15 protein-coding genes are annotated in these 19,044 nt (G+C 71.4%); 3 read left to right on the top strand and 12 right to left on the bottom strand.

Translation table 11 applies throughout. From position 1 onward, the window contains the following. From AOK00_RS19225 to AOK00_RS19210, 4 genes are all read right to left on the bottom strand, one after another. On the bottom strand, window positions 1–1,297 hold a 1,297-nt coding region (locus AOK00_RS19225), incomplete at its 3' end, for a GH1 family beta-glucosidase (RefSeq protein ID WP_107097426.1). A 35-nt stretch (window positions 1,298–1,332) separates the two neighbouring features. Then, window positions 1,333–2,172 carry a carbohydrate ABC transporter permease gene (locus AOK00_RS19220; protein WP_055601535.1) on the bottom strand — a complete coding sequence of 280 codons (840 nt, stop codon included), beginning with the start codon at window positions 2,170–2,172 and terminating at the stop codon, window positions 1,333–1,335. Between the two features lie 34 nt (window positions 2,173–2,206). After that, a complete protein-coding gene (locus AOK00_RS19215) occupies window positions 2,207–3,199 on the bottom strand; it encodes a carbohydrate ABC transporter permease (RefSeq protein ID WP_055601534.1) in 993 nt (330 codons plus the stop codon). Window positions 3,200–3,210: 11 nt separating this feature from the next. After that, window positions 3,211–4,515: an extracellular solute-binding protein gene (locus AOK00_RS19210; protein ID WP_055601533.1), complete on the bottom strand. Its 1,305-nt coding sequence runs from the start codon at window positions 4,513–4,515 to the stop codon at window positions 3,211–3,213. Between the two features lie 170 nt (window positions 4,516–4,685). Here AOK00_RS19210 and AOK00_RS19205 point away from each other — a divergent pair, with 170 nt between their 5' ends. Next, window positions 4,686–5,993: an ROK family transcriptional regulator gene (locus tag AOK00_RS19205; RefSeq protein WP_055601532.1), complete on the top strand. Its 1,308-nt coding sequence runs from the start codon at window positions 4,686–4,688 to the stop codon at window positions 5,991–5,993. A 66-nt stretch (window positions 5,994–6,059) separates the two neighbouring features. Here AOK00_RS19205 and AOK00_RS19200 read toward each other — a convergent pair whose 3' ends face one another. The 5 genes from AOK00_RS19200 to AOK00_RS19180 all read right to left on the bottom strand — a co-directional run bounded on the left by AOK00_RS19200 (window position 6,060) and on the right by AOK00_RS19180 (window position 12,895). Next, window positions 6,060–7,196 (bottom strand): XdhC family protein, encoded by a 1,137-nt coding sequence (locus tag AOK00_RS19200; RefSeq protein ID WP_055601531.1) that lies wholly within the window; start codon window positions 7,194–7,196, stop codon window positions 6,060–6,062. Between the two features lie 43 nt (window positions 7,197–7,239). Next, a complete protein-coding gene (locus AOK00_RS19195; protein ID WP_055601530.1) occupies window positions 7,240–8,706 on the bottom strand; it encodes an NCS2 family permease in 1,467 nt (488 codons plus the stop codon). A 297-nt stretch (window positions 8,707–9,003) separates the two neighbouring features. Then, a complete protein-coding gene (locus tag AOK00_RS19190; RefSeq protein ID WP_055601529.1) occupies window positions 9,004–11,403 on the bottom strand; it encodes a xanthine dehydrogenase family protein molybdopterin-binding subunit in 2,400 nt (799 codons plus the stop codon). 2 nt (window positions 11,404–11,405) lie between these two features. After that, a complete protein-coding gene (locus AOK00_RS19185) occupies window positions 11,406–12,002 on the bottom strand; it encodes a (2Fe-2S)-binding protein (RefSeq protein WP_055601528.1) in 597 nt (198 codons plus the stop codon). A 2-nt stretch (window positions 12,003–12,004) separates the two neighbouring features. Beyond that, window positions 12,005–12,895: an FAD binding domain-containing protein gene (locus AOK00_RS19180; RefSeq protein WP_055601527.1), complete on the bottom strand. Its 891-nt coding sequence runs from the start codon at window positions 12,893–12,895 to the stop codon at window positions 12,005–12,007. 308 nt (window positions 12,896–13,203) lie between these two features. Here AOK00_RS19180 and AOK00_RS19175 point away from each other — a divergent pair, with 308 nt between their 5' ends. Further along, window positions 13,204–14,901 carry a PucR family transcriptional regulator gene (locus AOK00_RS19175; RefSeq protein ID WP_055601526.1) on the top strand — a complete coding sequence of 566 codons (1,698 nt, stop codon included), beginning with the start codon at window positions 13,204–13,206 and terminating at the stop codon, window positions 14,899–14,901. Window positions 14,902–15,204: 303 nt separating this feature from the next. Continuing rightward, complete coding sequence (locus tag AOK00_RS19170; RefSeq protein ID WP_030323114.1) at window positions 15,205–15,993, top strand: hypothetical protein; 789 nt, start codon at window positions 15,205–15,207, stop codon at window positions 15,991–15,993. Window positions 15,994–16,026: 33 nt separating this feature from the next. Here AOK00_RS19170 and AOK00_RS19165 read toward each other — a convergent pair whose 3' ends face one another. The 3 genes from AOK00_RS19165 to AOK00_RS19155 all read right to left on the bottom strand — a co-directional run. Continuing rightward, the gene (locus tag AOK00_RS19165) at window positions 16,027–17,703 is read right to left on the bottom strand and encodes a WD40 repeat domain-containing protein (protein WP_055601525.1); all 1,677 of its coding nucleotides are present in this window, start codon (window positions 17,701–17,703) and stop codon (window positions 16,027–16,029) included. A 125-nt stretch (window positions 17,704–17,828) separates the two neighbouring features. Then, a complete protein-coding gene (locus tag AOK00_RS19160) occupies window positions 17,829–18,521 on the bottom strand; it encodes a hypothetical protein (protein ID WP_159041799.1) in 693 nt (230 codons plus the stop codon). Between the two features lie 28 nt (window positions 18,522–18,549). Beyond that, window positions 18,550–19,044: GntR family transcriptional regulator (locus AOK00_RS19155; RefSeq protein ID WP_159041798.1), on the bottom strand; the 495-nt coding region annotated here is incomplete at its 5' end.

Genomic DNA, 19,044 nt, shown 5'->3' with positions numbered 1-19,044 from the left:
GGACGAGACCGAAGCGCTTGTCGTAGCCGTAGGCCCATTCGAAGTTGTCCAGGAGGGACCAGGCGTAGTACCCGGCGAGCGGGGCGCCCTTGCGCAGGGCGCTCGCGCAGGCCGCGAGGTGCTGCTCCAGGTAGCGGGTGCGCTCGGGGTCGTGGACCGCTCCGTCGGGGCCGACGGCGTCGGGGAAGGCCGAGCCGTTCTCGGTGACGTACAGCTTCCGTACGCCGTAGTCCTCGGTGAGCCGCAGCAGGAAGGCCTCAAGGCCGCCGGCGTCGATCTGCCAGTCCATGCCGGTGCGGGGGACGTCGGGGAGGCGTACCTCGGCGGCGTACGGGGCGGGTCCCGTCGGGTCGTCGGCGACGGTGACCGGGAAGTAGTAGTTGAGGCCGTGCCAGTCGAGCGGGGAGGCGATGGTCTCCAGGTCCCCGGGCTTCTCCGGCAGTTCGACTCCGTACAGCTCGCGCATGTCGGTGGGGAAACCGCGGCCGTACACCGGGTCGAGCCACCAGCGGTTGGTGTGGCCGTCCGCGCGGGCGGCGGCGGCGATGTCCTCGGGCCGGCTGGAGGCGGGTGCGACGGTCGAGTGGTTGGTGACCAGGCCGACCTGGGCGCCGGGGGCGGCGGCGCGGATGGCCTGGGTGGCGAGGCCGTGGGCGAGGAGGAGGTGGTACGAGGCGCGGACGGCGGCGGTGAGGTCGGTCAGGCCCGGGGCCATCCGCCCCTCCAGGTGACCGATCCAGCCGGAGCAGAGCGGTTCGTTGAGGGTGGCCCACTGGGTGACCCGGTCGCCGAGGCGTTCGGCGACGACGGAGGCGTAGGCGGCGAGGTGCTCGGCGGTGGCCCGCTCGGTCCAGCCCCCGCGGCTGTCCGTCACCCGGTCCTGGAGGGCCTGCGGCAGGTCCCAGTGGTAGAGGGTGACGGAGGGCGTGATGCCGGCGTCGAGGAGACCGTCGACGAGCCGGTCGTAGAAGTCGAGTCCGGCCGCGTTGACGGGTCCGTCGCCGCCGGGGAGGACACGCGGCCAGGCGACGGACAGCCGGTACGCGTCGGTGCCGAGGCCCTTCATCAGGGCGATGTCCTCGGGCCAGCGGTGGTAGTGGTCGCAGGCCGTGTCGCCGTGGTCGCCGTTGTCGATCGCGCCGGGCACGCGGGAGAAGGTGTCCCAGATGGACGGAGCCCTGCCGTCCTCGGCGACGGCGCCCTCGATCTGGTAGGCGGAGGTCGCGGTGCCCCAGGAGAAGTCCGGCGGGAAGGCCTCCAGGTCGAGCGTGGTGCGGGAGTCGGTGGATTCGGACACGGGGAACCTCTTCGTGATGAGTGTGGAGAGGGAGGTCACTTGACCGCACCTGCGGTGAGGCCGGCGACGAGATAGCGCTGGAGGAGCAGGAAGCCGACGACGACGGGCACGCTCACCACGAGGGAGGCGGCCATCACCTGGTTCCAGTACACGTCGTTCTGGGTGGCGTACCCCTGGAGACCGACGGCGAGGGTGCGGGTGGTGTCGTTGGTCATGACGGAGGCGAAGAGGACTTCGCCCCACGCGGTCATGAAGGCGTAGACGGCGACGGCGATGATGCCGGGGGACGCGGCCGGGACGATGACGCGGAACAGCGCGCTGATCGGTCCGCAGCCGTCGACCTTGGCGGCCTCGTCGAGCTCGCGCGGGATCGAGTCGAAGTAGCCGGTCAGCATCCAGATGGAGAACGGCAGCGAGAAGGTCAGATAGGTGAGGATCAGGCCTTCCCGGGAGCCGAAGAGGGCGATGCCGGTGGCGTTGCCGATGTTGACGTAGATGAGGAAGAGCGGCAGGAGGAAGAGGATGCCGGGGAACATCTGCGTGGACAGCACCGTCACGGTGAAGACCCGCTTGCCGCGGAAGGTGTAGCGGCTGACGGCGTACGCGGCGAAGATCGCGACCGCCACCGAGAACACCGTGGCCGCGCCCGCGACGACGATCGAGTTCACGAAGTAGTCGGCGAGCGGGACGGTCTCCCAGATGTCGACGTACGGACGGAGCGTGAGCCCGGAGGGGATCCACTCGAACTTCCCCGAGACGTCCTCCAGGGGCTTCAGGGAGCTGGACACCATGACGTACACCGGCAGCACCACGAAGGCGGTGAGCACGGTGAGGAAGATCCGCCGGATCCAGAGGAACGAGCGGGGCGCCGCCATGGGAGAGCGGGGAGCCGCGCGCCGGGATGCGTGCTCAGACATCGGAGGCCTTCCTTCCGCGGCTGGTGAGCAGGAGGTAGACGCCTGTGACGACGAGGAGGAAGAGCAGCAGCAGCACGGACATGGCCGAGCCGGTGCCGAAGTTCCAGGTCTGGAAGGACGACTGGTAGATGTGGAGCGAGATCAGGTCGGCGGATTCGGGGGCCGCCTTGCCGAAGAGCACGAAGGGGGTGTTGAAGTCGTTGAACGTCCAGAGGAACAGGACGAGCACGAGCACCTGGTTGACGGAGCGCAGCGACGGCAGGGTGATGTGCCGGATCTGCTTCCAGACGCCGGCGCCGTCGAGCGCCGCCGCCTCGTACATGTCCCGGGGAATGTTCTGCAGTCCGGCCATGACGGTGAGGAAGGCGAAGGGCCAGCCCTTCCAGACGGAGACGACGAGCAGGGTCCAGAAGGCGTTGTCGCCGATGAGCCAGAAGGCGGGGCTGTCGCCGATGCCGAGCTGGTCGTGCAGGACGTGGTTGATGAGGCCGTTGTCCCGCTGGAACATGAACGCCCAGGTGATGACGGCGGCGTAGACGGGCAGCGCGTACGGGACGAGGAACAGGGTCCGCAGGAAGCCGCGGCCCCGGAAGTTCTCCTGGAGGAAGATCGCGGCGGCCGTTCCGAGGAGCCAGCACAGCCCCACGGAGAGGACGGTGAACAGACACGTCGTCAAAAAGGACTTCAGGAGCGCCTGTCCGACGGGGGCGTCGAAGTCGACCGCGACGGTGTAGTTGTCCAGGCCCGACCACGGAGCGTCGCCCCAGTTCCGGATGTAGAACTGGGTGAGCTCCTTGAAGCTCATGGCGATGCCCATGAGCATCGGCACGAGGTGGACGAGGAGTTCGAGGAGCAGGGCGGGCAGGAGCAGCAGATAGGGCAGTGCGATGCGGCGACGCCCGGAGCGGCGTGGTGCGCGTGCCTCTCCGGGTGTGGCCTTGCGCACCGCCGGCTCGGTCGGGTGAGCGACGGCGGTTTCGGTCATGGTGGGGCGGCCTACTTCTTGGGCATCTGCTGCTGGGCCTTTTCGAGCTTGGCCTTCACGGACTCCGTGGTGACCGGCCGGCCGGCGGCGGCGTCGGCGAACAGCTCCTTGACCGCGGTGCCCACGACCGTCTCGAACTGCGACTCCTCGGGCACCTGAGGCAGGGCCGCGGCGCTGGTGGCGAGGGTGTCACGGATGACGGTGAGCGACGGGTCGGCGAAGGCGGAGTCCTTCTGGGCGCTCTTGACCGGCGGGACGGAGCCGTACGCCTTGTTGAGGGCGATCTGCTCCTCGTCGCTCGTCATGTACTTCACGAACTTCAGCGCGCCGTCGAGGTTCTTGGTGTTCTTGAAGACGGCCAGGTTGATGCCGGCGACCATCGAGTTGGTCTGGGCGCCCTGACCGGGCTTGCCCGACGGGACCGGGGCGGGGGCCACGCCCCACTCGTCCGGGCCCATGCCCTGCGAGGAGAAGGTCTGCGACGGGGTCTGCCACAGGACCATGCCGGTCTTGTTCTTGGCGAAGTCGCTGAGGGACTGGTTCTGGGCGTACTCGGCGTTGCCGGGGGCGACGATCTTCTGCACGGCCATCAGGTCGATGTACTGCTTGACGGCGGCGACGGCACCGTCGGAGGTGAAGTCGGGCTTGCCGTCGGCGGTGAAGAAGTCGGCGCCGTGCTGCTTGCCGAGGACGAAGACCTGGTGGATGTTGTTGGACAGGTTGGAGCCCTCGACCCCGATGCCCGCCTTGCCGTCCTTGCTGAGCTTCTTGCCGGCCGCGATCACCTCGTCCCAGGTGGTCGGCGGCTTGGCTATGCCCGCGTCCTTGAACATCTGCTTGTTGTAGTAGAGCGCGTAGGCCATGGAGTAGAGCGGGACGGCGGCAGGGTCCTGGCCCGGGGCGCCGGTGGAGCCGAGCGCGGAGTCGACGAAGCGGTCCTTGCCGCCGATGGCCTCCAGGTTCTTCGCGTCCCAGGGCAGGAGGGCGCCGGTGGACTGGAGCGAGGCGCTCCAGGTGTTGCCGATGTTGAGGATGTCGGGCCCCTGGCCGGAGGTGGTCGCGGTGAGGATCCGGTTGAGCAGGTCGGACCACGGGATCACCTCCAGCTTGACCTTGATCCCGGTCTCCTTCTCGAACTGGTCGAGCTCGGGCTGCAGGACCTTCTTGTCGATCTCCAGGCTGGCGCCCTGGTTGGAGGCCCAGTAGGTGAGGGTCTTCGGCGACGACTGGCTTCCCTCGCCCCCGCCACAGGCGGTGGCGGTGAAGGCGAGGGAGAGGGTGACGACACCGGTGACAGCGGCTCTGACTCTGCGCATGGCTCCTGGGCCCTTTCGGGGACGAGGGGATCGCCGATGTGGTGGGCGGCTGGAGGCCCCGCCGTAACACCGGCTTAATTTAGGATGTGAGTTAAACCCCATGAGAAGGTCGCGTCAAGGCTTGGACTGCGGGTATGTTGCAACGAACGACTTCAGAGACGGGGACCAAAGTGCACGCGAGAACTGGCCGCACGGTGCGTGACCTGCGGCGCGAGAACCGCACCGCCGTTCTGCGCAGGCTGTACTTCGACGGGCCGATGAGCCGCCTCATGCTCGGCCCGGCGACCGGACTCAGCTCGGGCTCCGTCAGCAACGTCGTCGCCGAACTCGTCGCGGACGGCCTCGTCGAGGAGGCGGGCAGCGTCGACTCGGCCGGCGGGCGCCCCCGTACCCTCGTCAGGATCACTCCCGCCAGCGGCTTCATGATCGGCGTCGACATCGGCGAAACCCGGGTCAGGATCGAGCTGTTCGACCTCACCCTCACCGAACTCGCCCGCACCGAACGCCCGTTGGCCTGCTCCGGGCCCCGCACGGCCCGCTACGACGTCGATCTCGTCGTCGACCACCTCCGCGAGGGCATCGCCGAGGTGCTGCGCATCGCGGACGTACCCGCCGACCGCCTCATCGGTGTCGGCGTCGGCGTGCCCGGTATCGTCGCCCGTACCGCCGAGGACGGTGCGGTCGTGCACGGCCAGACCGTCGGCTGGGACGCGGTCCCCTTCGAGCGTCTCCTGCGCGCCGCCGTCGACCTGCCCGAGTCCGTCCCGTACTGGATCGACAACGGTGCCAAGACCCTCGGCCAGGCCGAGATGTGGTTCGGCGCCGGGCGGGGCGCGCGCAGCGCGGTGGTGGTCCTGTTCGGCTCGGGTGTCGGCGCGTGTGTGGTCACGGACCCGATGGGGCCGGGCCGGGCGGTCGAGTGGGGTCATCTGACGGTACGGGTCCGGGGGCGCCGCTGCCGCTGCGGAGCCCAGGGCTGCCTGGAGGCGTACGCCGGAGCCGAAGCCCTCCTGGAGCGGTGGCGGGAGGCGGGCGGGGAGCCGCCGGCGGGCGCGGACGAGGAGACGGCGCTGACGGCGATGCTGGCGGCGGCGTACCCGGCGGAGCCCAACACGGAGCCCGACGCCACCGCGGTCGCCGTCCTGGCCGAGACCGCCGAGTACCTGGGCGCCGGATTCGCCGACCTCATCAACCTCTTCCAGCCCGAACGCATCCTGGTCGGCGGCTGGGCCGGCCTCCAGCTCGGCACCCGCTTCCTGGAGACGGTCAAGGGGTACGCGAGCGCATACGCGCTCACCTACCCCGCGGCCCGGGTCGTCATCGACATGGGCACCCTCGGCCCCGACGCGGTGACGGTCGGCGCGGCGATCCTGCCGCTCGCGGACTTCTTCGGCCGGGGCGGCCGTCGGGCCGAGACGGAGACCGCGGAGGAGCAGCCGGCCTGGGCGTCGACCGTACGGGAACGAGGGGCGCACTGAGCGTGCGCCCCCGTGGAGGACCGATTGGGCCGGCCCGGACGCCCGGCCCGGCCGGCAAGCCACCCCCTAGGCCACGGAGCCTATGCGTCCGGTCGGCTCGCGGGGGCCGTCGTGGTGGATCGGGGTGTGGGCGCCCGTGAGGGAGAGGCCCGTGCCGCCCCGGCGGTTGGCGACGATCTCCGCGCCGATCGACAGGGCCGTCTCCTCCGGCGTACGGGCGCCGAGGTCGAGGCCGATCGGGGAGCGCAGGCGGGCGAGTTCGAGTTCGGTGACGCCGACCTCGCGGAGGCGCTTGTTGCGGTCCTCGTGGGTGCGGCGGGAGCCCATCGCGCCGATATAGGCGACGGGAAGCCTGAGGGCGGCCTGGAGCAGCGGCACGTCGAACTTGGCGTCGTGGGTCAGGACGCAGAGCACCGTTCGGCCGTCCACCTCCGTGGACTCCAGGTAGCGGTGGGGCCACTCGACGACGATCTCGTCGGCCTCGGGGAAGCGGGCCGGCGTCGCGAAGACGGGCCGCGCGTCGCACACGGTGACGCGGTAGCCGAGGAACTTTCCGACCCTGACCAGAGCGGCCGCGAAGTCGATGGCACCGAAGACGATCATGCGCGGGGCCGGGACCGAGGCCTCGACCAGGAGGGTCAGCGGCTGTCCGCAGCGGCTGCCGTCCTCGCCGATCTCCACCGTGCCGGTGCGGCCCGCGTCGAGCATCGCTCGGGCCTCGCCCGCCGTCGTGCGGTCCAGCTCCGGGTGGCCGCCGAGCTTCCCCTCGTACGAGCCGTCGGGGCGGACCAGGAGTGCCCGGCCCATCAGGTCCTCGGGGCCGGAGACGATCCGGGCCAGGGCCGCCGCCTCCCCCGTGGCGGCGGCGGCCAGCGCGGCGGGGTAGACCCCGCCGCGGACCGGGGTGACGAGGATGTCGATGATGCCGCCGCAGGTCAGACCGACCGCGAAGGCGTCCTCGTCGCTGTAGCCGAAGCGCTCGACGACGGTCTTCCCGTCTTCGAGGGCCTGCTGGCACAGGTCGTACACCGCGCCCTCCACACACCCGCCGGAGACCGAGCCGATCGCCGTGCCGTCGCTGTCGACGGCGAGCGCGGCGCCCGGCTGCCGGGGCGCGCTCCCGCCGACCGCCACGACGGTGGCGACGGCGAACTCGCGTCCCTGCTCGACCCACCGGTGCAGCTCTTCGGCGATGTCCAGCATCTCGAACTCCTCGATATGTGTGTGGAGGGTGACGGTACGGGCGTCAGCTGACGCCCAGCCAGCTCTCGATCGGGTGGATCGCGAAGAACACGATGAAGATCGCGGTCAGGCCCCACATGAAGGCGCCCACTTCGCGTGCCTTGCCCTGCGCCGTCTTGATGACGGTGTAGGAGATGACGCCGGCCGCGACACCCGTGGTGATGGTGTACGTGAACGGCATCAGGACCACGGTGAGGAACACCGGGATCGCGACGGAGCGGTCGCTCCAGTCGACGTGCTTGGCGTTCTGCATCATCATCGCGCCGATGACGACCAGGGCCGCGGAGGCCACCTCGGCCGGCACGATCGCGGTGATCGGGGTGAAGAAGAGGCAGGCCGCGAAGAACGCGCCGGTGACGACGGAGGACAGACCCGTGCGGGCGCCCTCGCCGACGCCGGTGGCCGACTCGACGAAGACGGTCTGGCCGGAGCCGCCGACGCCGCCGCCGATGACACCGCCCGCGCCGTCGATGAACAGCGCCTTGGAGAGGCCGGGCATCCGGCCCTGGGAGTCGGCGAGCTTGGCCTCGGAGCCGACGCCGATGATCGTGGCCATGGCGTCGAAGAAGCCGGCGAGCACCAGGGTGAAGATGATCATGGTGATCGTGATGTAGCCGACGTCGCCCCAGCCGCTGAAGGAGACCTCGCCGATGAGCGAGAAGTCCGGCGTGGAGACCGCGCTGCCGTTGAGCTCCGGCGGGCCGGAGAACCAGGCCTTGGCCGGCAGGTCGCCGACGGCGTTGACGATGGCGGCGATGACCGTGCCCGCCACGATGCCGATCAGGATGGCGCCGGGCACGTTGCGGGCCTGGAGCGCGAAGATCAGCAGCAGCGTGAAGGCGAAGATGAGAACCGGCCAGCCGGCCAGCTCGCCGGCCGGGCCGAGGACGACCGGGCCGCCGCCGGGAGAGGGGTTCTCGTGGACGAAGCCCGCCTTGACGAAGCCGATCAGTGCGATGAAGAGGCCGATGCCGATGGTGATCGCGTGCTTGATCGCCAGCGGGATCGCGTTCATGATCATCTCACGGAGGCCGGTGACCACCAGGAGACAGATCACCACACCGTAGGCCACACACATGGCCATGGCCTGCGGCCAGGTCATGACGGCGATGACCTGCGAGGACAGCACGCCGGAGACGCTGAGACCGGCCGCGAGGGCGAGCGGGACCTTGCCCCAGAAGCCCATCAGCAGGGTGGTCGCGGCGGCGGCGAGCGCGGTCGCGGTGATGAGGGCGGGCTGGCTGAGGACGTTGCCGTCGACATCCTTGCCGCCGAGGATCAGGGGGTTGAGCAGGAGAATGTACGCCATCGCCATGAAGGTGGTGACGCCGCCGCGGATCTCCGTCGCGACGGTGGATCCTCTCTCCGAGATGTGAAAGTACCGGTCGAGCCAAGAGCGGCCGGCGGGGACGTTCGAGCCGGAGCCCGCGTCCTCCGAAGCGGTCTTGGGCTCCACAGACGACTGGGTCATGGGGCCTACTCCCAAGGTTCAAAGGGGCACCCGCGTCAGACCTCGAAGGACTTCTGATCTGCTGAAGTTGCGGGATTTGGGATGCTGCGTGGGCCGCACGACCCGGGGGACGGCCCGAGACGAACGGAGTGAATCGGTACTGCAGGGACTGCAGGGACTGCTGATGCAGCCGATGTAGCTGGTACTGCGGTTACCACGGGGTGCTGCTGGTGCTGCGGGTACTGCTGGGGGTTACTCCGGGCGGTACGGCTGGGGAGGTGTGACGTTCCCTGGGAGGCACGTACCGCCCGGAGAGTCCTAGAGGGTGCCGGTGAGCGCCTCGGGGCGGACCGGCGTCTTGTTGAGCTCCAGGCCCGTCGCGGCCCGGATCGCCGCGAGGACGGCCGGGGTGGACGACAGGGTCGGGGCCTCGCCGATGCCCCGCACGCCGTACGGCGCGTTGGGGTCGGCCAGCTCGAGGTAGTCGACCGGGATGGTCGGCGTGTCGAGGATGGTCGGGATCAGGTAGTCCGTGAAGGAGGGGTTGCGCACCTTCGCGGTCTTCGGGTCGACGATGATCTCCTCCATCACCGCGACGCCCAGGCCCTGGGTGGTGCCACCCTGGATCTGACCGACGACGGAGAGCGGGTTGACCGCCTTGCCGACGTCCTGGGCGCAGGCCAGTTCGATGACCTTGACCAGGCCCAGCTCGGTGTCGACCTCCACCACCGCGCGGTGCGCGGCGAAGGCGTACTGGACGTGACCGTCGCCCTGGCCGGTGACGAGGTCGAAGGCCTGGGTGGGGCGGTGCCGCCACTCCTCCTCGACCTCCACCGACTGGTCGCCGAGGACGTCCGCGATGGAGGCGAGCGCCTCGCCGCCGTCGGTGACGACCTTGCCGCCCTCCAGGAGGAGTTCGGCGTTGGCCCAGGCCGGGTGGTACGAGCCGAACTTGCGCCGGCCGATCTCCAGGACCTTCTCGCGGACGATCTCGCAGGAGTTCTTGATGGCGCCGCCGGTCATGTACGTCTGACGGCCCGCCGAGGTCGAACCCGCCGAGCCCACCTGGGTGTCGGCGGGGTGGATGGTGACCTGCTGGACGCCGAGCTCGGTGCGGGCGATCTGCGCGTGGATGGTGACACCGCCCTGGCCGACCTCCGCCATCGCGGTGTGGACCGTGGCGACGGCCTCGCCGTTGATGACCTCCATGCGGATCTTGGCGGTCGAGTAGTCGTCGAAGCCCTCGGAGAATCCGACGTTCTTGATGCCGACGGCGTAGCCGACGCCCCGCACGACGCTCTCGCCGTGCGTGGTGTTGGACAGGCCGCCCGGCAGCGCGCGGACGTCCGCGCCCTCGCCGGCGGTCTCCCACTGGCGCTCCGGCGGCATGGGACGGGCCTTGACCCGGCGCAGCAGCTCGGCGACCGGGGCCGGCGAGTCCACGACCTGGCCGGTCGGCATGATCGTGCCCTGCTCCATGGCGTTGAGCTGGCGCAGTTCCACCGGGTCCATGCCCAGCTTCGCCGCGAGCTTGTCCATCTGGGCCTCGTAGGCGAAGCAGGCCTGGACCGCGCCGAAGCCGCGCATCGCGCCGCAGGGCGGGTTGTTGGTGTAGAGGCCGATCGCCTCGATCTCGACGTCCTCGATGACGTACGGGCCGACCGAGAGGGACGAGGCGTTGCCGACGACCGATGCCGTGGACGAGGCGTAGGCGCCGCCGTCGAGCACGATCTTGCACTTCATGTGCGTGAGCTTGCCGTCCTTGGTGGCGCCGTGCTCGTACCAGAGCTTCGCCGGGTGCCGGTGGACGTGCCCGAAGAAGGACTCGTACCGGTTGTAGACCATCTTGACGGGCTTGCCGGTGCGCAGCGCGAGGATGGACGCGAGGATCTGCATGGAGATGTCCTCGCGGCCGCCGAACGCGCCGCCGACGCCGGCCATCGTCATGCGGACCTTCTCCTCGGGCAGGCCGAGGCAGGGGGCGATCTGCTTGAGGTCCGAGTGCAGCCACTGGGTGGCGACGTACAGGTCGACGCCGCCGTCCTCGGCCGGCACGGCGAGGCCGGACTCCGGGCCGAGGAAGGCCTGGTCCTGCATGCCGAAGGTGTACTCGCCGGTGACGATGACGTCGGCCCGCTTGGCGGCCTCGGCCGCGTTGCCGCGGATGATCGGCTGGCGGTGCACGATGTTCGGGTGCGGGACGTGACCGGAGTGGTGGTCGTCGCGGTTCTCGTGGACCAGGATCGCGTCCGGAGCGGTGGCCGAGGCCTCGTCCGTGATGACCGGGAGCTCCCGGTACTCGATCCTGATCTTCGCGGCGGCGCGGCGGGCGGTCTCCGGGTGGTCGGCGGCCACGAGGGCGACCGGCTCACCGTGGTGACGGACCTTGCCGTAGGCGAGGACCGGGGTGTCCTGGAACTCCATGCCGTAGTTCTTCGCGGCGGGCAGGTCCTCGTGGGTCAGGACGGCGTAGACGCCGTCCATCGTGAGGGCCTCGGAGGTGTCGATGGACACGATCTCGGCGTGCGCCACGGTGGAGCGCAGGATCTGACCCCACAGCATGTCCTCGTGCCACATGTCCGAGGAGTACGCGAACTCGCCGGTGACCTTGAGGGTGCCGTCCGGGCGGAGCGTGGACTCGCCGATGCCGCCCTTGACGTGGTTCTGCGTGACGTCGGTGGGCGTGCCCACCGGAACGGTGCGTGTGTTCTGAGCCATCGTCAGACCGCCTCTCCCTGACGCTCCTGGCGAGCGGCCGCGAGGCGGACCGCGTCGAGGATCTTCTCGTAACCCGTGCAGCGGCAGAGGTTGCCGGAGAGCGCCTCGCGGATGTCCGCGTCCGTCGGGGACGGGTTGCGCTCCAGCATCTCGTCGGCCGCGACCAGCAGACCGGGGGTGCAGAAGCCGCACTGGACGGCGCCGGCGTCGATGAACGCCTGCTGGATCGGGGACAGTTCGACGCCCTCGCCGGTCTGCGAGTCCTGACCGGGCTTGGCTTCCCACTTCTTGGCGGCGTCGAGCGAGGTGCCGCAGGCGCCGGAGGCGCAACCGGCGTGCTCGGAGCGCTCCTTGGCGAACTCGGCGAGACCTTCGACGGTGACGACCTCGCGGCCCTCGACCTGTCCGGCCGCGACGAGACAGGAACAGACCGGCACTCCGTCGAGGCGGACCGTGCAGGAACCGCATTCGCCCTGCTCGCAGGCGTTCTTGGAGCCGGGCAGGCCCATCCGCTCACGCAGGACGTAGAGGAGGGACTCGCCCTCCCAGACGTCGTCGGCTTCCTGCGGACGTCCGTTGACCGTGAAATTGACGCGCATGGTTATGCAGCTCCCTCAAGCGTGCGACCGCTGCCGCGGTACTGCTCCCAGGTCCAGCCGAGCTGGCGGCGGGCCATGATGCCGACGGCGTGGCGGCGATACTTGGCGGTGCCTCGGACATCGTCGATCGGGTTGGCGGCGCCCGAGCAGAGGTCGGCGAACTGCTTCGCGATCGACGGGGTGATGATCTTGCCGTTGTCCCAGAAGCCGCCCTCTTCAAGAGCAGCGTTCAGGAAGGCCTCGGCCTCCTTGGCGCGGATCGGGGTCGGCGCGGCGGAGCCGATGCCGGTACGCACGGTCCGGGTCTCCGGGTGCAGGGCCAGGCCGAAGGCGCAGACGGCGATGACCATCGCGTTGCGGGTGCCGACCTTGGAGTACTGCTGGGGGCCGTCCGCCTTCTTGATGTGGACGGTCTTGATGAGCTCGTCGGGCTGCAGCGCGTTGCGCTTCACGCCCGTGTAGAACTCGTCGATCGGGATGAACCGGCTGCCGCGCACCGACTCGACCTCGACCTCGGCGCCCGCGGCGAGCAGGGCCGGGTGGGCGTCGCCGGCGGGCGAGGCGGTGCCGAGGTTGCCCCCGACGCCGCCGCGGTTGCGGATCTGCGGCGAGGCGACCGTGTGCGACGCGAGCGCCAGGCCGGGCAGCTCGGCCCGCAGGTTCTCCATGATCTGGGTGTACGGAACGGCGGCGCCGAGGCGGACGTTCTCCTCGCCGACCTCCCACTCACGCAGCAGCTCGATGCGGTTCAGGTCCAGGAGGTACTCGGGCCGCCGGTGGTCGAAATTGATCTCGACCATGACGTCCGTGCCACCCGAAAGGGGCACGGCCGTGGGGTGCTCTGCCTTGGCGGCGAGCGCCTCCTCCCAGCTGGCGGGGCGAAGGAAGTCCATGGTGGCTCTCTTCTAGTGATTCTGGTGATCGGGGGTCGTGCGCAGGGTTCCGGGGGGACGGCCGGTCCTCGACTTCACGTTCATGTGCTGTTCACGCGGTGTGTGGCCTAGTACACAAGCCCACGATCGCCCGGGTGCAGTCACCGAAAACATGAAGGAGTTGGCTGGGTCCCATCGTCGTCTTGTAGATTCGAACGAAAGGCGGGGAACTGTCACCTCGCTGTTTTCCCCTGGAAACGGTGGCCCCACGCCACCGTCGACTACGCGACAACCCCACCACCCACTGACGAAGGAACGGCGGCGACACGATGCGGCTGCGCGCACTGCTGGAGAACGACGCGCTCGGGCTGCGCCTGCTCGGCGGCGAGGACGAGCTCGACCGCACCGTCCGCGGCGTGATGACGACGGATCTCAAGGACCCCAGCCGGTACCTGTCCGGCGGCGAGCTGGTGCTGACCGGCCTCGCCTGGCTGCGGGAGCCGGCCGACGCCGAGCCCTTCGTCCGGATCCTGGCCTCGGCCGGCGTCGCCGCCCTCGCGGCGGGCGAGGCGGAGCTGGGCGACATCCCCGACGATCTCGTAGAGGCGTGTTCACGCCATCGGCTGCCGCTTTTCGCGGTGAACGAGACCGTTGCGTTCGCGACGATCACCGAACATGTTGTTCGACAGGTCTCCGGCGAGCGGGCGGGTGACCTGGCGGCCGTCGTCGACCGGCACCGGCGGCTCATGACCTCCGGACCGGCGGGCGGCGGCCCCGAGGTGGTCCTCGACCTGCTGGGCTCCGACCTGGACCTGCGGGCCTGGGTCCTCTCCCCCACCGGCCGCCAGATCGCGGGCGCGGGCGAGCCCCTCCCGGCCTCGCTCGCCGCCACCCTCGCCGGTGAGCACCTGGCCGCCACCCGGACCGGACGGCGCGGCCCGCACCGGCTGAGCACGGGCGGAACGGCGTACTCCCTCTTCCCGATCCGCAACACCGGCCGGGGCGCCGCCCCCGCCTCCCGCGATGTGCGCGAGACCGTCCTCTCGGACTGGCTGCTCGCCGTCGAGGCGGACGCCGGGGAGTGGCCGGCCGCCCGCCTGGACCTGCTCCAGGGCGTCACCCAGCTGATCGCCGTCGAACGGGACCGGCGCGACGCGGCCCGTACGGTACGCCGCCGGCTCGCCCAGGAGGTCCTGGAGCTGGTGCAGACGGGCGCCGCGCCCGCCGAGATCGCGGCCAGGCTGCGGGTGGCCGCCCCGGTGCTGCTGCCCGGGCTCGGCACGGCCCCGCACTGGCAGGTGGTCGTCGCCAGGGTCGAGTGGGAACAGGAGGCCGGTCAGAGCCCCGCCGTGGACGCCGGTCCGGTCGCCCAGGCTCTCCTGGAGGAGATCCTCGTCGACCCGGCGACCGTGGGCGCCGAGTCCGCCGACCGGATCGCCGTGGCGCACAGCGGCGACGAGGCCATCGCGCTGGTCCCGCTGGCCGCGGGTCCGCTGCCGGACAGCGAGGACGAGGGTCCGGCCACCGCGCTGGGCCTGCACGCGGACGCGCTGCTCGCCTCCGTACGCGCTCCGCTGTCGGCCGGCCTGGCCGACGACGGGCGGCTCACCCTCGGTGTCAGCGCCGCCGTGCACTCGGCGGAGGGGCTGCGCGGGGCCCTGGAGGAGGCCCGGCACGCCCGTCGGGTCGCCGCGGCCCGTCCGGGCCGGGTCTGCGCCGCGGGCCACCACGAGCTGGCCTCGCACGTGCTGCTGCTGCCGTTCGTCCCGGACGACGTCCGGCGCGCGTTCACGGCCCGGCTGCTCGACCCGCTGCGCGACTACGACCGCCGGCACCGCGCGGAGCTGATCCCGACGCTTGAGGCCTTCCTGGACTGCGACGGCTCCTGGACACGCTGCGCGACCCGGCTCCACCTGCACGTGAACACGCTCCGGTACCGGGTGGGCCGGATCGAGCAGCTCACGGGCCGTGATCTGTCCCGTCTCGAGGACAAGCTCGACTTCTTCCTCGCCCTTCGGATGAGCTGATCGGATGACCCGGGGGTCCGGCGCGGATTCACCCCTTCGGGCGAGTCCGACGGAGTGACGTCCGGGCCGGTGGGGGCCTGCCGGCCGGGACGGCCGGCGGGCCCCTCCGAAGCCTGATCACGGGCCCGGCGGCCGTCCGACGCCGTTTCGGCCACGGTCCGGACAGCGGTACACCGATCCGCCGGACTCTTGTGAATTCTTTCACCTGACCCCTTGGCCAGGTACTCCCCTTCGTGCTGAGATGCGGGTCTCACTCAACAGCTCAATGGCGCGCTCGGGGAGGGCAATGTGGCGGATACCGCCATGTCTGGTTCCGAATCAAGGGGCGGCGAAGATCCGTCCCTCGCCTACGGCAAGGAGACTCCCGTGGAGACCGCCATATGGCGGCTCCGCTCCCGGGGTTGCTGGACGGACGCGGCCGCGCTGCTCGCGCCCCACGCGACCGAACCGGCCGCCGCACTCGAACGGGCCGCGCTGCTGATCGAGCGCTGCCTCTACACGGAACAGGGCTGGGCCGACGCGGAGGAGGCGCTCCGGGCGGCCGAGGCGGTGGCCGGCACCGACGAGGAACGCGGGGCCGCCGCCTGCGAACGCGGTTATCTGGCCTACGCGTCGACACTTCTGGGGGTACGCGACCGGGCCGACGAGGCACGGATGGCACTGGGCCGGGCGGCCGCCCTGATCGCCCCGTCAGCCGAGGGCAGACCGCTGCTCGACCTGCGGCGCGGGCTCATCGCACAGAACCTCGGCGACTCCCCGCAGGCGGCCCGCGCCGCGTACCGCAGGGCGCATGCCGGGGCCACGGCACAGGGCGACTCCCTTCTGCTGTCCTCCACTTGGCGGCACCTCGCCGGACTAGCCCTGCGCGAGGGAGAGTTGGCGGAGGCCCGGCACGGCTTCGCCGAATCGCTGCGCATCCGGGAGGAGTTGGGCTATCTGGTCGGTACCGCCCCGGCCCTCACCGCCCTCGCCACCACCGAGACGGAACCGGAGGCGGGGCGGCTGCGCGCCGAGGCCCGCCGTCTCTTCCGCCTCCTGGGTGGCGTGCCGACCTGGCTCGCGAGTCAGCTGACGCCGCAGCCGGCCACCTGAAGTCACCCTGAGGGAGGGGTTGGTGACAGCCCTTCAGGAGATCGTGCGCTTCGGCGCGAGACACACCAGGCTCTCGTCGGTGCCGATGAGCAGGGAGCCGGCGCCGGTGACGGCGACCGCGCGGACCGGGGGGCCCGGGCGGAACGAGAGCGTCGGGCCGCCCTCCGGGCGGTGGAGCTCGACGAGTCCGTCACCCCAGGCGGCGGCGATCAGCGGACCGTCCGGGGTCTCCGTCGCATGCAGGGAGACCACCGGCGAGGGCCGTTCGGCGAGGGGTTCGGGGCGCGGGTCGCGGCCCGGGGTCCAGAGCCGGACGGTCCCGTCGACGCCGCCGGAGCAGACGAACGGGGTCTCGGAGTCCACCGCCGCGACCGCCGTGACCCGGCCGCTGTGCGAGGCGGCCTGGTGCAGGCCCCGCAGACCGAAGGCGTGCACCGAGCCGAGCCGGTCCCCCACCACGACCGAACCGGCGATCGCGGCGAGGGCCGTTCCCGGGTGACGGGCCAGGGTCGTCGAGACGGCCGCCGTGAGGCGCTCCAGATACGGGGCCCGCGGCGTCGTCCCGCGTACGGTGTGCAGCCGGCCGCGGTCGTCCAGGAGCAGCACGGTGCCGTCGGGCGCGGGCGCGAGCGCGGTGACCCGGCCGGGCACGGTGTGGGCCAGACGTCCCGCCGGGCTCGCATCGGCCTCGTGCAGCAGCCGTACGGCGCCGGTGCGGTCGCCGACGAGCAGCGTCCCCTCCAACGGCCCGCCCGCCGCGCCGAGGACGGTGACGGGACCCGGCCAGGGCGGGGTCAGATCGCCGCGGTGCCGGGCCCAGCGGAGCCGCCAGGGCGAGCCCTCGGCGAGCTCGGCGAGCGCGGGACGCAGCCGGGGGTCGGCGCCGTCGCCGAGAGCGGAGAGCAGCACCAACGCCCTTTCCGCGGGCGTCTGTTCGCGACAGAGGGACTGACCGGCCCGCATCCAGGCGGCCCGTAGCCCGCCGTGGTCCTCGGCGGCGTTCTCACCGGGGCGGGCGGGCACCTCGGGGCCGTCGAGCGTGCCCGGGAGTCCGGCGGCGGCCGCCCCCGTGACGTACGCCGTGGTCACGAGCAGCGGGTCGGCCGTGCAGACGGCCACCGGGTCGGACAGGTCCGGCAGCGGCCGGGCCCGCTCGGGGGCGCCGGGGCCGGGGGTGCCGGCGTCGCCGTCCAGGTCCACGACGGCGACCCGCCGGTCGGTGCGCAGGGCGGCGGGGGCCGGGGTGCCGCTGCGGGCCTCGACCACGAGACGGACCCGGCCGACGCCCGCGAGCTCGGCGATGAGATCGGTGAGCGCGGCCGGTTCGGCGGCGGCGTGCAGATCGGTGAGGAGGAGGACGGCGCGGCCGGCGGGCCGGGCCTCGCTGGTGGCGAGGGCGTGCACGAGGTCGCCGGGCGACCGGGCCACCACGCCGAGGCGGTCGGCGATCGTCCAGGTCGCGCCGAGGGCGCTCTGTCCGGCCAGCGGGACGAGCACCCGGGCCGTGCGGCGGCGCGGCCGGCCGGCCCGCGGGCCGTGTTTGGCGAACCATCCGAGCAGAGCCGTCTTGCCGCTGCCGGGGGCTCCGGTGACGAGGCAGAGCCGGGGCGCCTCGGGATCGGTGAGCCAGCCGAGCAGGGCGGTGGCCTCGGTCTCCGTACCGGTGACGGGTCGGCCTCCGTCCGCCGGGGACGGGGTCGCGGACGGCATGGGGCACCTCACGGGCGACGCGGTACGGGCGGCTGTCGCCCATGACCTTAGTGGGCGCGGGCCCCCGGGGACCGCCCTGTCGCGGGGACGGTCTCCCGGGAGCTTCCGCGGGCTTCTCGGGACGGTCAGGCGTCGGGGTCGCCGCCGCCCGCGACGACCTTGAGCCGGCCGACCTGGAGCTGGGCGGCGCCCTCCGCGCCCTCACGTCCGAAGTCGTCGGTTATCACGTAGGACAGCACGGTGCCGATGCGCATGTAGACGCCGACGAAGTCCTTCCTCTCGATGGCGAACCACTCGTCGGCCCCACCGCTCTCGACCTTCACCGGCGTGTACCGGCCGGACGGGCCGTCGAACTCCTTCTTGTGCTTCTCCAGCGTCCTCAGTACGGCGGCGGCCTCCTCCTCCGTGCCGAAGGTGAAGAGGGCGAAGGTGGCCCCCGTGTCCGAGCTGGAGCCGACCAGGGCCAGGTCCTTCTTGCTGGCGGTCTTCACGCCGGGGCATTCCACCTCCAGCGTGTCGAGGCAGGCCTTCGCGGTCTCCGCCCCCTGCACGAGCACGGGATCACCGGCGCCGTACGTGCCGTGGGTGAGCTCGGACGACAGCGGCAGCGCCTTGATCATCCCGGCCTCGTCCAGCGTGACCGGCGGCACCTTCTGCTTGCCCTCGGCGATTCCCGGGACCGCGTCGTTCCCCGTGACCGCCTCGGTTCCCTCACCGTCTCCGCATCCCGTGAGTGCGACCACCATCGCCGCCGCGACGGCGATCCCCCGTACGCCGGTCCTCATCCTGATTCCCCCTGTGGCATTGCCGGTTGACATGATCATCAACCTTAGCGGGCCGCTGGGCTCAGGCGTTCGAGCCGGTGAAGTGTTCGCGTACGAGGGATTCGACGACCGGGAGGTCCTGGGCGATCAGGGCGTCGAGCAGGGCCGTGTGCTCGGCGGCGTCGGCGACGAGCACACCGTGGCGGACGACCGGCGCGCTGATCAGGGGCCACTGGGAACGGCGGTGGAGGTCGTCGGCGACGGCGAGCAGCTGCTCGTTCCCCGCGAGGGAGAGGACGGCCCGGTGGAAGGCCCGGTCGGCCTCGGCGTAGTGGGCGCGGTCGCCCCGGGCCGCGGCGTTCGAGGTCGCCTCGGCGAGCGGGCGGAGCTCGCTCCAGCGGGCGGCCGGGACCGTGCGGGCGAGCCGCAGCATGACGGGGACCTCGATGAGCGCGCGGACCTCGGCGAGTTCGGCGAGTTCGCGCGGGGTCCGCTCGGTGACGCGGAAGCCGCGGTTCGGCACGACCTCGACGGCGCCCTCGACGGCGAGGCGCTGCATGGCCTCGCGGACCGGGGT

Source organism: Streptomyces aureus, assembly GCF_001418135.1.
GTDB lineage: Bacteria > Actinomycetota > Actinomycetes > Streptomycetales > Streptomycetaceae > Streptomyces > Streptomyces aureus_A.
The sequence above is the reverse complement of the archived record's forward strand: the minus strand, read 5'-3'. Positions and strand labels throughout refer to the sequence as shown.